Source organism: Solibacillus sp. iso_87, assembly GCF_056173085.1.
Genome location: NZ_CM149656.1, coordinates 3,424,284 through 3,438,872 on the forward strand (window position 1 = coordinate 3,424,284; position 14,589 = coordinate 3,438,872).

Genomic DNA, 14,589 nt, shown 5'->3' on the forward strand with positions numbered 1-14,589 from the left:
ATTCCATCCCCTTTGTAAGTCTATTTTATAATTTGTTTTGCGATAATCCCCTTCATGATTTCGGTCGTACCCGCGTAAATTGCTGCTACCGGAATATCACGGTATCGTCGTGCAATTTCATATTCCTCCATATAACCGTAACCACCGTGCAGCTGCAGACAATCCGATACGACACGCTTGGCCATTTCACTGATCCACCATTTGGCCATCGATACTTCCTTCACGATATCTTGTCCTGCAATATGCTTGGCAATTAAACTATCGACATATGTACGGCCAAGGTCAATTTCAGTTGCAATTTCCGCCAACTTGAATTGAGTATTTTGGAAATCGGCGATGCGGCTGCCGAATGCTTTTCGTTCTTTTACATAGTCTACTGTAAGTTTCAAACAGCACTCAGCCTCGATTTGTGTTTCTATAGCAACAATAAGACGTTCCTGCTGCAGTTTTTCCATTAAATAATAGAAGCCCCGGTTTTCTTCCCCTAATAAGTTTTCTACCGGTACATGTGCATCTTCAAAAATTAGCTCTCCAGTATCTGCACTGTGCATCCCGATTTTATCGAGTTTTTTTCCACGCTTGAAACCAGGTGTACCATTCTCTACTATAAGTAGACTAACCCCTTTATATGCCGGACTTGCCTGCGGATCTGTTTTACAAACGACAACAACATAATCTGCATGAATGCCATTCGTAATAAACGTTTTTTCACCATTTAAGATATAAAACCCGCCGTCTTTTTTCGCTGTCGTTTGAATGCCTGCAAGATCAGAGCCTGCACCCGGTTCCGTCATAGCAATAGCTGAAATGTACTCGCCTGTAACGCTTTTAGGAAGCCATTTTTCCTTTTGTGCAGTTGTCCCGTATGCTTCAATATAAGGTGTCACAATATCGGAATGAAGCGAAATCCCGCTTGCTAACCCTGCGCCAACACGCTCAAGTTCCTCCGTTAATATAGCAGAATAGCCAAAATCGAGTGCAAGTCCCCCATACTCTTCACTCACCATTGGACATAAAAAGCCATTCTCCCCAAGCTTCAGCCAAAACTCACGCGGAATATCCCGAACCTTTTCCCATTGTTCAAAATAAGGATACGCCTCTTTATCAAGCATTTTGCGTAAAGCTTTTCTAAACATCTCATGTTCTTCTGTATAAATACCCATTTCCCCGCCACCCTTTTTCTGAATATTAGTACATTTCAATTTTAACAGGCACAAAAAATGGAAACAATGGTTTTATAAGAAATATTATTGCACTATACAGAAGTTTTAGTAAAAAACAAAAAAGAGTTGCCAGAATTATTCATGACAACTCTCGCTATTAACTATTGTTTAAAAGTAAAATAGCTTTCCTTGTATGGCCATTTACTTGTTCTAACGCAAGCTTTACTCGTTCATAATTTTCATTTGTCTTTAGCATGACAATTGCTGGCTTAACTGCAAATTTTGTTTTTTCAAGTACTTCTTCTGCTTCCTCATATTTGCAGTCCGTCGCATCGATGACAATTCTTTTAGCCCGCTCTATTAATTTATTATTGCTTGCATGTACATCGACCATTAAGTTTTCGTACACTTTGCCTAATTGAACCATCGACGCCGTACTGATCATATTTAAAATCATTTTATGCGATGTAGCCGCTTTTAATCGTGTTGATCCTGTTAATATTTCTGGCCCTACGACGACTTCAATCGCTTCTTCCGCATAGCGGCTTACTTCAGAATTAATATTGCTCGTCAAACTTACCGTGTAGGCACCGGCAGATTGCGCATACTCTAAAGCACCCATTACAAATGGTGTCGTACCACTTGCCGTAATACCGATAACGGAATCGAACTGCGTTACGTTTTTTTCTTTTAATTTGTGTATTCCATCTTCCAAACGATCTTCAGCATTTTCAACTGCCTGGAAAAATGCATCCTTCCCGCCTGCCATGATCGTTTGTACTAGCTCCGGATCGGTCATAAAAGTAGGCGGACATTCAGATGCATCAAGCATTCCTAAACGACCACTAGTTCCCGCTCCGATATAAAAAAGGCGGCCTCCATTATTTATGTTTTCAACCACTCTTTTAATTACTTTCTCAATGGTAGGTAAAACTTGTTCGACACTTTTCACAACTTGCATATCTTCTTTATTCATGATTTGAAGTATGTCCGAGATAGGCATTATATCCAAATTCATTGTTTCATTATTTCGTTTTTCAGTCGTTAATTGATCGTAATTCATGTTATCTCACCTTCCAATAGACGCCATGTTTGTTGAATCGTTTGTTTAACTGGATCACTTACTTCAACTTTACTTTCTTGTAATGCTAATAAGTAAGCTCCAACTGTTCCCGAAATTATTGGCTTCAAAGCAATCAAATCAGGAAATCGCGATGAAAAACGTAAGGTAAACGCTTCATAAAATGTATTATTCGAAAATAATCCGCCATGTAATACAACCGGCTTCGTCCGATCAATTCGTGAATAGGCACTTTCAATAAGTTCCATTAAAGCTTCTTGAACTGTAGTGACAAGGGATTTTGCTATTTGATCTTCTTCAACAGCATCTAGCACGATTCTGCTTACAGAAGAAATAGCTGTCACGGGATTCAGGCTGCCATAAATTTTTGTAATGAGCTGGTCAGGTGACAGTACATTAAAATGGGTCAATATCTTTTCCTGAAAAGGTTTCAAAGGCACTTTGTCATCATGCGCTTTTAATACGGAACGAATGGCCAGCTTCCCTAAATGATAGCCGCTTCCTTCGTCACCTAATAAATAGCCCCAGCCACCAACACGAAATGTTTTTTGCTGCTCATAACCAAATATAATCGCTCCGGTCCCGGCAATAAGTAAGGTACCTTCTCTGCCCCAAGTTCCCGCTGCTAATGCGGCATGGATATCACTCTTGATTTTAAGTTTTTCCGGAACTGGTGATTGTTTAAACGCATCATATATTTTCTGTTGTTCAGCTTGTCGATCTGCCCCTGCCATTGCAGCAAATACCATTTCCACATCTGTAAATGCGGCCCCTGTCTTTATTAACAACTGGTCGATTAATTCATTTATAAGTGTGTACAACTGCTCTGTTGAAATCGCTGTTAAATTACCGGAACTTCCTTTGGCAACTGCAAGTAAATGTCCACTTTCATCCCCAATTACAGCAGTTGTTTTCGTGCCCCCGCCATCTATACCAATCCATAGTTTTCCTGACATATGCTCACCTTATCTATTCATTTTCAAGTGCAACTAAGTTATGCACGATTCGTCGAAACCGTTGAATTTCGCAACTACGTCCAAAATGAACGCGATTTGTTAACAAAATAATTGCTAATTGCTTCTCATCCGATATCCAAATGGAAGTGCCCGTAAAACCGGTATGCCCAAAACCTTCCCTTAAAAATTGGCCGGAAGATGAAGGTGAAGAATACAATTGCCATCCTAACCCACGCTGTTCCTCATGCTGTTTAGTAAAACTTTGCTTTGCCAATTGTTTAGTATGCTCGTGAAAAATAGAATCGGTACCTTTCATAAACGATTGAGCAAACTTTGCCAAGTCTTCTGCAGTTGAAAACAACCCAGCGTGCCCGCTTACTCCGCCAAAATGCAGTGCATTTTCATCATGCACTTCACCCCATTGGTGTTTCTTTAAATAGGTACGGTATTCAGTTGCAGCAATTTCCCCCTGTAACTGGTCAGACGGATTAAATACGGTATTGTGCATACGAAGCGGCTGAAAAATATTTTTATCGGCATAGTCCGCTAATGAAATTCCGGTAACTTTTTCTATCAGTTTTCCTAATAAAATATAGTTTACATCACTATAGATCACCTGCTGCTCTACATTTTCCCGTTCTTTTTCCTGTACTATCCGCTCAATGACATCAGTGTAAGCTATCTCTTCATTATAAAACTTGATTTCAGCCTGAAAGCCGCTCGTGTGTGTTAATAAATGACGAATCTTAACTTCTTCATGCATTAGTTTAAGCTCTGGAAAGTAATAGCTAATGGAATCATCTAAATCAATAAAACCCTGCTCGAGCAATAATAAAACCGAGCTTGCCGTTGCTGTTACTTTCGTTAATGAAGCACAATCAAACATCGTCTGTTCCGTCATTGGAATTTGCGGTTCCGTATGGGCCATGCCAAATGCTTTACAGTAAAGGACATCTTTTGCATTTGCCATAGCCAATACTGCACCAGGCAGTTCTTTATTATGGATCGCTGTTTCTATAAACTCTTCTACTCGTGAAAAAGACATGATTTCCCCTCCTATTTGATTGCACCTTCTGTCATACCCTTTACGATATGGCGTTGGAAAATCGAATAGAAAATGATTACCGGAATAACTGCAATACATAGTCCCGCAAATAATACACCCCATGCACTATCGTATTGCGCATCTATTTTCAGTAAATTCATCGCAACACCTAACGTATTTTTATTTTCGGTTTGCAGTAAAATTAACGCCATGAAAAATTCATTCCAATATGAAATGGCATTCAGAATCGTCACGGTCATAATCCCAGACTTGATGAGTGGTGTCACAATTTTAAACAGAATTCCATATGGACTCATACCATCAACGACCGCTGCTTCTTCCAGCTCTTTTGGAATATTTCCTATGAACCCAACGAGAATGAAGATTGTAAACGGCACATGTGAAATGGCATAAACAAGAGATAACGCCCACAAGTTATCTAGTAAATTAAACTTCATTAATAAGAAAAATAGAGGGATCCAACCTAAAACGGATGGAATCATCATTGACGCTAAATAAACATTCACTAGCACTTCACCAAATTTCGAACGAACACGCTCCAATGCGTAAGCTGTTGGAATCGATAATATGAGTGTTAAAAATGAGCCAAGTACTGTTACAAAAAAACTGTTTAAAAATGCTCGCCCGATATTGTAGTCATTCCACGCGCGTTCAAAATTTGTGAAACTAAAATCAGTCGGCATTGACCAAGGTGACGTGAAGATTTCTGCATTCGATTTAAACGCACCCATAAACATCCATATTAATGGGAAAATTACGATAAACGCCCATAGGATTAACGGGATACGTACTAAAATTTGTGAAACTACTTTCATCTAAATTCCCCCCGTTAATATTCGACTTTTTCTTTTTTCAATATAAATTGGGAAATGAGAACTGTAATGAGCGACACGACAAGAATTAGAACACCAATCGCTGCACCATAGCCAAATTGGAAGTCTTCAAACGCGCGCTGGTATAAATACGAGCCCATTACTTCTGAAGCACTACCCGGTCCACCACCTGTCATTACTTGCACAAGTACAAACGAACCGTTAAGAGACGTAATAATGATATAAAGGATTGATGTTTTTATTTGTGGCCAAACGAGCGGAACTGTAATATGCCAAAATTGCTGCCATTCGGATGCACCATCAATATCTGCAGCTTCATATAAACTTTTCGGCACATTCGAAATACCACCCATAATAAGAAGCATAAATAATCCAATCCCTGCCCAAATTGCGGGAATCGCTATACTAGGCAGTACCCATGTTTTATCACCTAACCAAGGGCGAGCCCATTCTGTCAATCCGACCTGATTTAATAAGCTGTTTACAATCCCCATGTTCGGATCATAAATAAACTGCCATAAAATCCCGATAACTACTACAGACATAATATTAGGAAAGAAGAATACGATCCGGTAAAATGGCGCTTCTTTGATTTTTAACTGTGTTAATGCCACTGCAAAAAATAGAGCAAGCGTCATAATCCCAATGATTTTTACAAATACGAAGAAAAAGTCATTTATGATCGCCTTTTTAATAATGGAGTCGTTCCATAGACGAATATAATTATCTAAGCCGATAAATGTTTTGTTTGCACTTGTTCCTGACCATTCAAAAAATGAGTAATACAACCCGCCTAGCATAGGATAAACAGTAAAAATTAAAAAGAGCAGAAAAGTCGGCAGTAAACAGAATGCTAAAAACAAATATTTGCTTTTGGAAGAAAAGGTCATTGTCGTTACTCCTTTCTCTATTGATTAAATGAGGTTGCTAAAAAGCTTTTAGCAACCTCATTTCCCCCACCTTATTTTTTTAGTTCCTCTGCTTTTTTCACCATCTTATCGACGAATTCTTCAGCAGTAATTTCACCAAGTAAGATATCAATAATTAATAATTTAATTTCATTTGTAATTTCAACCGCAATTTTTTGCAGTTCAGCATCTGGTGTATAACGTTTATACGTATGAACAGCACCTGGATTGTTGATCATTTCATTAATATTTTTCAAGAAATCCTGTACATTTGTATTTGAAGACAAATCAACGTCTTTCATGTTCATAATCGCACCCGTTGATTCAGCAAATGCCTGCGCATATTCTTCCGTAAAAATGAATTCTAAAAATGCTTTTGCAGCTTCCGGATTTTTTGCTTTTTCGGCAATTGCAATTGTACGAATATCCGGTACAAGAGCTAATGGCTGACCAGGATCATTCATCGGTGTTGGTGTGAAGCCAAATTCAAAACTGTCCGGCGTATCATTTTTCATTTCATTCGGTAACCAGAAACCTACTGGAATATAAGCATTTTTATGCATTAAGAAGTTCATTTGTGATTGCGTATGATTGTAAGCCGCAAAACCGCTATCGATTACACCAGCTTTTGCAATTTTTTCTACCTTCTTCAATACTTCAAGCGTTTCAGGTTTTTTCCAAGCGTCTATTACACCATTATTTAAGTCATTTAATAACTCTTCACCGCCTGCTGCAGCAAAAGCCGGATTCAATACGCCACGGTGGAAGTATTGTGTATGTTGACCTGTCGTTACAAATGGTGCAATTTTTGTATCGGCTTTAATTTTTTCCATAGAGCTGATCCAGCTATCAAAGTCTGTTGGTACTTCCCATCCGTTTTCTTCAAACCACTTCGTGTCATACCAAGTTCCCCAAGTATCAAATACTAATGGTAAACTATAAATTTTCCCGCCATCTACTTCTTCTGCAGGCGAGATGAAGCTATCTAATAGTGCTGTACCATTTTCAAGTTTAATCCCTTTTGCAAATTCACTAATATCCATTAACTGACCTTCAGCGATCATTTGTGTTTCACTAGCTCCTGCACCATCGATATATACAACATCAGGTGGTGTTTCCGAAATCCAGCGTGTGTTCATTTCTGTATTAATATTTGGACCTGCGTGTTCAACAATTTCTAAATCCGGGTGCTGTTTTTGGAAGTCCCCTATAACTTGCTTCCACCATCCATCACCATATCCTCCGACAAAATATTGAATTTCCAGTGTGCCTGACAAACCATCTCCTGTACTTTCTGTAGAAGCATTATCCGTTGGAGTCGTTGATTGTTCTGTACCGCTGTTTCCTTCAGTGTCGCTGTTTGATTCCTCGTCATTCGAACACGCAACGAGCAATAACATTAAACTCATTAATGCTACTAAAAACCAAGTCTGCTTTCTCTTTTTGATAACAAACATACATTACACCCCTTCATTTTCATTATGTTAACTATATGAATATAGTCAGCACCAATATTAACGAGAGAAACCCTTAATTACCTCGAGTGTGCGATTTAACGCAATAATCGATTTATCATAGTTTAATGTGGCAATTCCTGTATATAAAATATCAATTAATGTCAGTTGGGCGATGCGTGATGCGGTTGCCGAGCTACGAATATCCGCTTCATTAGAAACAACATATAGAGCATAGTCTGCAAAGCTTTGTATTGTATTTCGCTTATTTTGTGTCATTGTAATAATCTTAGCTTGATTCTCTTTTGCAACTGTAAGCGCATTAATAATTTCCTTCGTTTCACCTGAGTACGAAATTGCGAATACAACATCCTCGCTCGTTGCATGTGTTGCGGCAATAAGCTGCCCATGACTATCGAAAATCGTTTCGCAGTTCTTATTGATCCGCTTCAGTTTGTGTTCGAAATCCTGTGCAACAATTGCTGAAGCCCCGATACCAATAAAGATGATCTTTCTTGCATTATTAATTTGATGGATAATCTTTTCCAATTCCCTTTCCCCATTAATCATTAGCGTTTTTTGGATTGCATCGATATTGTGCATTTCAATCGTCTGTATCATTTGGAGTATCGTTGAATCTTTTTCTAATTCAAAGTTGTGATTGTGTGGAATTTCCAGAGTAGGTGCTGAAGCAATACTTAGTTTTAAATCTTTGAAACCGGAAAAGTTTAATGCCCTGCACATCCTCACAATTGTTGCTTCGCTTGTTTTAGCTTTCTCAGCCAGCACAGCAATCGGCATGCGAATGACATCATCTAAATGACTTAATATATATAAAGCCACATTTCTTTCAGCAGGTTTAAGCAATTCCATCCCCGAACGTATTCTTTCAATACTATTTTCCAAGTTTATTACCTACTCTCAAGCAAAATGTTGTAAAACTTCCTTTTTAATGTAAAATATATGAAATTTAACTTCATAATAAAACCTATATTGCTAGTCGTCAAGATTTTATTTAAATTTTCTGAAAATAAAAGGAAATAAATGTTTTATTTTATTGATAAATTGACCATTGCTATAATATTGTAGAAATTCAATTATACGGTGGTGAATCTTTATGAAGTATGCAATTTTGAGCGACTTACATTCGCATTATAAAAATACAAAAAAGGTGTTAAATCATATACAGCAAGTAGCGCCCAATGCAGAGATTATTGGATTAGGAGATTTGTTTGAGTGTAAAATCGGCAAGAAAAAGGCAAAAATGATTCGGCATGCAAAGCTAAAGGATGCAGCGATAGTTGATGAAAGGTTTATGAGCCTCTTAACATTCCCTTCAATTATCGGGAATCAGGAAGAACGTATTGCCCTTGTAACAGGGGATGAGCGCTTTCTTCAATATGAAAATGCGCTTGTAATTGAACATGCCACATTAATTCATGGGCACCAAATAGAGTGGGATAAAACATTCAATCCTACCTTCCCGAACATTGAAACGCCATTGCTGTTCTTTGGACATAGTCATGAAGCTGCAATCTATAAAGATGGGCTACGACATCCTGTCCCTTACGATATCCCACTGGCTGTCGGAAAAAAACAATACCAGATTAATGTCGGTCCTGTCGTCGACAATAAAGAATGGTGTTTGTATGACAGCGAGGAAATGACGGTTACATTTATGCAAGCTCAATAGGAAAAGGCTGCCCTGGATAAAATCAGGACAGCCTTTTTTTAATCTATCAATATAATGGACTATAAAACATCCGGTAGCTCGGAATCCATGCCGAACTTTTGGCGGAAACCGCATTTTTTACACAGCTCTTCAATAGCTTCACGACGAGAAAACCCATCTACTAAGTTTTGTGCACGGTCTGTAGTAATAATGTCGCCGAACTTCTGGTCGTGGACATTTCCTAAATTAATGACACCTTCGCCATCTAAACAGCATGGAACAACAGAGCCATCTACTAAAATGGCTGCATGTGTACGCAATGCATGACAGAACCCTTTGCCTTCATCCGCTTTTTCAAGCAGGCTTGGCCAGCGGAATTCATGGTCTTGATTTAAATAAATGTTTTTTGCAATTTTTACTCCTGAGCCCATTTCCACCCGCTCTTGAATTTCATAGTCCAGCTCATACTCTTTTTCCAGAATTTCAAGTGTTTCGCGGTTTCTGCGGTTTGCAAGCTCCGATACATTATTGCGCTGCAAATTCCATAGACGGTAAGAAATAATGACATTATGTTTTCGTACATCCCGCACAAATTCCAAAATATCACCTAAGTACTTTTCGCGGTTTTCAGAACCTTCATGTCCATCAAAACTATGAAGCGAAAAGTTTATTTGTCTAAGTGCAGGCTTGCCCAGCAGCTTTTCTCGGTTCTTTTTAATTAATGTCCCGTTTGTCGTAATATTAACTTTAAAGCCTTTTTCATGTGCAATATCGAGCAACTGCCCGATGCGCGGATGCAATAAAGGCTCCCCTTTTACATGTAGGTATATATATTTTGTATAGCCGCTAATTTCATCTAAAATATGGGCAAATTGCTCTACCTTTATTAATCCTTTTGCTCGCTCTGTAGGTGGACAAAAGCTGCATGCTAAATTACATACACTTGTAATTTCAATATACACTTTCTTAAAAGTTTTCAACGCTCGTTCACCATTCCTTTTTTTCATCCTAAACAATACTACTCATTGTAACAAATTTCTTATGTAAAAAGGAAGCTGTCTGTTTGGCTTACTATACATTGCGAATAAAAAACCACCTAGAATAGGAATCACACTCTAGGCAGTTCGAATTTTTATCCGCGATATCTTACAGACAGGCCTTTTAGGAATTTACGTGCAAAGTTGTCGCCGCATTCTTTGTAATTACGGTGACCCGGTTTACGCATGATGGCACCAAGCTCGCCTTTTGACACGGCAATGCCCCCGTCATCTAGCACATCCAGCATCTCTTCTGTCGTCAACTGGCATGCCACTTTCAGCTTTTTCAGCATCATGTTGTTAACATGGTCCGGCTTTTCCTGCACTGGCGCTGGCTGCCCTTCTTTTTTTGGCATTGGTCCACGCTTATACGTAATTAACCCATTGAAAAATGCTTCCAAATTTTTATGATTCACTTTCATTTGATCATAATCGGCAGGTGCTTCCTCATCTTTTTCCAAAGACTTCGTTAAAATTTTCGGCATATCCTCAGGTGAAACGGTAACGCCGCCTAACTTAAAAATTTCAATCATTTCTCTATTTTTCAAATCCAATGCATAACGTACTCGGATTAAAATATCATTATTATCCATAATTGCCTCCATCATGTTTTGCTAACGCTTATTATACCAGACGACAGGGCAGGTTTGTTAGCTGGACTCTTTAGGGGACTCGTTTTTATAAGGATTGGAGAATGGTCCTTATTATATTCATGGAAAATAGCCTCGAGAAAATCGAGGCTACCATATTTTATATCGTCTGTTTTGGTCTTAACGTATGCTTCAGTACTTTGCCGGAAGCATTACGTGGCAGTTGGTCGATAAAGTCGACTTCAAATGGAACTTTATATTTTGCAAGCTGTGTCATGCAATAGTCCAGCACATCCTGTTCCATTAATTGTTGGCCTTCTTTTAATACAACAAACGCCTTTGGAACTTCACCGTACACTTCATGAGGGATCCCTACGACCGCAGCCTCTAAAATTTGAGGCATTTGGTAAAGTACCTCTTCCACTTCAATCGGATAAATATTTTCGCCGCCGCGAATAATCATATCCTTTTTGCGGTCTACAATATATAAATAGCCTTCCTCGTCAAAACGGCCTAAATCTCCTGTATACAGCCATCCATCTTGAATCGACTTTGCTGTTTCTTCCGGTGCGCGCAAATATCCCTTCATTACTTGAGGACCTTTCACGCAAATTTCACCGACTTCTCCTAATGGCACGATTTCACCATTTGCATCACGCAGCTGAATTTCAGTCCGTGCTAACGGTTTGCCTACTGAACCGATTTTAAACAGTGCTGCATCATCCAGCAATGAACTCGCAGCAGGTGTATTTTCAGTTTGCCCATATAAGTTCTGTACATTTACATTCGGGAATGTATCCTTCAGGCGCTTAACAAGCTCATACGGCATCGGTGCGGCCCCATAGCAGAACAAGCGCAATTGACTAAAATCATAGGATTGCAGCTCTGGTTTGTTCAATAAAATCGTATACATTGCCGGTACGCCAAAGAAAATAGTCGCTTTTGTTTCAACTAGGTTTTTCAATGTCTGATCTGGTGAAAATGCTTCTTCTATTAGAACTGCTCCTCCTTTAAAAATTGTCGGCACCGCAAATACATGGCTGCCTGCACAGTGGAACAATGGTGTACAAATAAACATGCGGTCCCCATTCGTCATATTCATTGAGTCAGACCAAATTTGCGCTGTCTCCAAAATATTCCGGTGACTGAGCATAACCCCTTTTGGTTTTCCTGTCGTTCCGGATGTATACATAACAACGGACGTGTCTTCTAGGTCTAGCTGCGGCAATGCTGGAGAAGCGCTACTTCCATTAATAATTTCTTTAATTTTTGAAAGTGTAAGGATTTCCTGAAAACCATGTGTCGTAAGATCAATCGTCGCTTGCAGTTTTTCATCATATATTAAAATTTTTGCCTCTGAATGCTTAAATATAAAATCCACTTCAGGAGGGGCCAGCTTTGTATTCACAGGCATTACGGTTAAGCCTGCCAGCTGTACACCATAATAAACAGCCATAAACAAATGGGAATTGAGCGCAAATTCTGCTACAATATCATCTTTTTGAAAACCCTTTTTAATCAGATAACCGGCAATTTTCCGCGAGTTATTCAGAAGTTCTTCATATGACCAAACTTCATTTTCAAATTGAATAGCTGTTGCATTGGGTGTCTCCACAGCTTGTTCAACTAATGCCTGTAAAACTGTCATTTAAAATCCCCCTTAATATACAAATATCTTAATATTCTAAATTTTAACAACTTTAAGTTGCTTAATGCAATATTTTCTGTCTGTTTATTTTCTTAAGCAACTAATGAAAATTTTAGAATCCTCGAATGGTATACGTTTATTTTGGCTATGCTAGTTGTCAAATAAAGCTAATTGTTCCATTTTATTTGAACATAAAAACATTCAGAGTGGACAAATTAATAATGAAGATTCAAAAGGAAAGTAATCACGCGCCTTTTTCTTCATTATTGCTAAATCAAAGAGGAGGAAAACTATGCCAGCTTTAGAGGTGAAATGTACTGTATCAGATTGCTTTTTCCATGCAAAGGGGAATTATTGTGGGGCCGAAAAAATAGAAATCGATATGGAAAGTATAACCAACAAAAAAGAGCGGTCGGAATTTGCTTCTGACTTTGATTTGCAAGCCCCTAAACAAAAAGAAGCCAAGTCTTCCAGCGACACTTGCTGCAAAACATTTATTTGTAAAAAAGATGCAGAAAAGCGTCACTAAGTAATTTTGAAGAAGCTGTCTATAAAGTGTACACCACTTATTTAGACAGCTTCCTTTTTTTTTACGGTTTAATGCGGACCGTTGCCTCCTAACTGACCACTACCAGGCACTTCATTAACCTTGTAAGTACGGCTGTCGACTTCCAAATTTTCCGTTAAAGGGCGAAGCGGCATTTCATCAGTCGTCTTCACTTCCTGTTCCTTGGCAAGTATAGCAAGCGTTTCATTATACGAAAGGCCGGAAGCTGCATTCAAACGCTTTACTTCATCAACATCTGTTCCTGCTTCTGTGAAATTTTTTTCGTTCATTCATCCACCTCCTCAACTATTAGGATGTGCGATGAACAATTGTTTATGTAACTATTAGTTACTCAAATCTATAATGTTTCCGTAACATGCACTTCTTTATATAACATTATTCCAATTAAACCGACTAAAGAAAAAAGAACCGGAATAATGAAGCCATAGAAATAACCGTATTGTACATTTATCGAGCTTGCCTGAACATAGTCCAATATTGCACCTAAAAAAATCGGCAGTAACACGGCACTTAAAAAGCCTCCTGTATTGGCAAATCCCGACACAATGCCGGACTCAGTCATTGGAAATGACTGCCTTACAGCAGCAAATGTCAATGCGCTTGCTCCATAACCGAAGCCGATAAGGAAGAAAAGAACTATGATCCCGATTAAAGATGGGTACCCTTGAAATAAAAGAAACATAAACCAGCTTGCAAATACAATCGATTGCACCGCTATATAAGGTTTTTTAATCGATTCATACATACTTGCAATCCAGCTCATAAATGGTGCACCAATAATTGCACCAACTAGACCGACCATAATTAACTGACTCGCTTGGGATCGGCTCATTCCGTAAAGATCCATTCCGTACGGCACAGCCCACGAGCTGATAAATCCGACATAACCGCCCACTACTCCAAAATGGCATAAAAATAAAGCCCATGCTTGACGGCTGGAAAACACTCTTTTCACAATGCCAGCTGTTTTTTCACGTTGGACTGGCTCTGTTACTATAGGTAAAGTTTGCGGAAAAGCCTTTTTTGCTTGTTTTATTAGAACCATGTATAGCAGTATGCCGCATAAACTTACAAGAAGACCTAATGAGAAAAATGCCCATCGCCATCCAAGTAGTCCAATCCAAGCAGAAAATGGAACAGTTGCCAACAAGAACCCTAAACTGCCTGTCATCCCGGCAAAACCGACTAAACGGACAAATTCCTTCTTATAAAACCACTGACCTAATATGAGCATCATATTAACCCAAATCGTCGCATCCCCTATTCCGGTAAAAATCCGCGATATAAATAGTACCGATTCATGTGTCCCGACACTGTAAAGAACTGTTCCTACGCCGGCAAGGACGGCCCCAAATATAAGAAAGAAATTTGGTCCAAAGCGATCTGCTAAAATCCCCATTGGTATTTGCAAACTTGTATAAACAAAAAATTGAACTCCTGTTATTAACCCGATTGTCGTGGCCGTAATATTAAAGTCGTGCATCAGCTGATCGGTAATTAATCCAGGTGCTGTCCGCTGACTGGCCATCAATAAATACGTAAGCAATACCGAGACAAATACTACCCATCTGTACTTACTATTTTGCTTTTCCAATGATCACTACTCCCATAAA

At 38.8% G+C, this 14,589-nt stretch carries 15 protein-coding genes; 2 read left to right on the forward strand and 13 right to left on the reverse strand.

The window, feature by feature from the left end:
* Positions 1–20 precede the first annotated feature (20 nt).
* The 8 genes from AC0VXV_RS17540 to AC0VXV_RS17575 all read right to left on the reverse strand — a co-directional run bounded on the left by AC0VXV_RS17540 (position 21) and on the right by AC0VXV_RS17575 (position 8,367).
* Positions 21–1,163, reverse strand: coding sequence for an acyl-CoA dehydrogenase family protein (locus AC0VXV_RS17540; RefSeq protein ID WP_475529464.1), 1,143 nt, complete (start codon positions 1,161–1,163; stop codon positions 21–23).
* Between the two features lie 157 nt (positions 1,164–1,320).
* A complete protein-coding gene (gene murQ, locus AC0VXV_RS17545) occupies positions 1,321–2,226 on the reverse strand; it encodes an N-acetylmuramic acid 6-phosphate etherase (protein ID WP_475529465.1) in 906 nt (301 codons plus the stop codon).
* Positions 2,223–3,200, reverse strand: coding sequence for an N-acetylglucosamine kinase (locus AC0VXV_RS17550; protein WP_475529466.1), 978 nt, complete (start codon positions 3,198–3,200; stop codon positions 2,223–2,225). The genes murQ and AC0VXV_RS17550 overlap by 4 nt, the downstream gene beginning before the upstream one ends.
* Positions 3,201–3,213: 13 nt before the next feature.
* Positions 3,214–4,245 (reverse strand): serine hydrolase domain-containing protein, encoded by a 1,032-nt coding sequence (locus tag AC0VXV_RS17555; protein ID WP_475529467.1) that lies wholly within the window; start codon positions 4,243–4,245, stop codon positions 3,214–3,216.
* An 11-nt stretch (positions 4,246–4,256) separates the two neighbouring features.
* Complete coding sequence (locus AC0VXV_RS17560) at positions 4,257–5,081, reverse strand: carbohydrate ABC transporter permease (RefSeq protein WP_475529468.1); 825 nt, start codon at positions 5,079–5,081, stop codon at positions 4,257–4,259.
* A 14-nt stretch (positions 5,082–5,095) separates the two neighbouring features.
* A complete protein-coding gene (locus tag AC0VXV_RS17565) occupies positions 5,096–5,989 on the reverse strand; it encodes a carbohydrate ABC transporter permease (protein WP_475529469.1) in 894 nt (297 codons plus the stop codon).
* Between the two features lie 71 nt (positions 5,990–6,060).
* Positions 6,061–7,464 (reverse strand): extracellular solute-binding protein, encoded by a 1,404-nt coding sequence (locus AC0VXV_RS17570; RefSeq protein ID WP_475529470.1) that lies wholly within the window; start codon positions 7,462–7,464, stop codon positions 6,061–6,063.
* A gap of 57 nt (positions 7,465–7,521) precedes the next feature.
* A complete protein-coding gene (locus AC0VXV_RS17575) occupies positions 7,522–8,367 on the reverse strand; it encodes a MurR/RpiR family transcriptional regulator (RefSeq protein WP_475529471.1) in 846 nt (281 codons plus the stop codon).
* 211 nt (positions 8,368–8,578) lie between these two features.
* Here AC0VXV_RS17575 and AC0VXV_RS17580 point away from each other — a divergent pair, with 211 nt between their 5' ends.
* Positions 8,579–9,154 (forward strand): metallophosphoesterase family protein, encoded by a 576-nt coding sequence (locus AC0VXV_RS17580; protein WP_475529472.1) that lies wholly within the window; start codon positions 8,579–8,581, stop codon positions 9,152–9,154.
* Between the two features lie 59 nt (positions 9,155–9,213).
* Here AC0VXV_RS17580 and AC0VXV_RS17585 read toward each other — a convergent pair whose 3' ends face one another.
* The 3 genes from AC0VXV_RS17585 to AC0VXV_RS17595 all read right to left on the reverse strand — a co-directional run bounded on the left by AC0VXV_RS17585 (position 9,214) and on the right by AC0VXV_RS17595 (position 12,408).
* A complete protein-coding gene (locus AC0VXV_RS17585) occupies positions 9,214–10,113 on the reverse strand; it encodes a radical SAM/SPASM domain-containing protein (RefSeq protein ID WP_079523669.1) in 900 nt (299 codons plus the stop codon).
* A 152-nt stretch (positions 10,114–10,265) separates the two neighbouring features.
* Positions 10,266–10,763: a YehS family protein gene (locus AC0VXV_RS17590; protein WP_475529473.1), complete on the reverse strand. Its 498-nt coding sequence runs from the start codon at positions 10,761–10,763 to the stop codon at positions 10,266–10,268.
* A 157-nt stretch (positions 10,764–10,920) separates the two neighbouring features.
* Positions 10,921–12,408 (reverse strand): class I adenylate-forming enzyme family protein, encoded by a 1,488-nt coding sequence (locus AC0VXV_RS17595; protein WP_475529474.1) that lies wholly within the window; start codon positions 12,406–12,408, stop codon positions 10,921–10,923.
* Between the two features lie 292 nt (positions 12,409–12,700).
* On the opposite strand from AC0VXV_RS17595, the gene AC0VXV_RS17600 reads away from it, so the two are divergent.
* The gene (locus AC0VXV_RS17600) at positions 12,701–12,937 is read left to right on the forward strand and encodes a DUF1540 domain-containing protein (RefSeq protein ID WP_475529475.1); all 237 of its coding nucleotides are present in this window, start codon (positions 12,701–12,703) and stop codon (positions 12,935–12,937) included.
* 68 nt (positions 12,938–13,005) lie between these two features.
* Here AC0VXV_RS17600 and AC0VXV_RS17605 read toward each other — a convergent pair whose 3' ends face one another.
* Positions 13,006–13,245 carry a hypothetical protein gene (locus AC0VXV_RS17605; protein WP_475531508.1) on the reverse strand — a complete coding sequence of 80 codons (240 nt, stop codon included), beginning with the start codon at positions 13,243–13,245 and terminating at the stop codon, positions 13,006–13,008.
* Between the two features lie 68 nt (positions 13,246–13,313).
* Positions 13,314–14,570 carry an MFS transporter gene (locus AC0VXV_RS17610; RefSeq protein ID WP_475529476.1) on the reverse strand — a complete coding sequence of 419 codons (1,257 nt, stop codon included), beginning with the start codon at positions 14,568–14,570 and terminating at the stop codon, positions 13,314–13,316.
* Between the last annotated feature and the right edge of the window lie 19 nt (positions 14,571–14,589).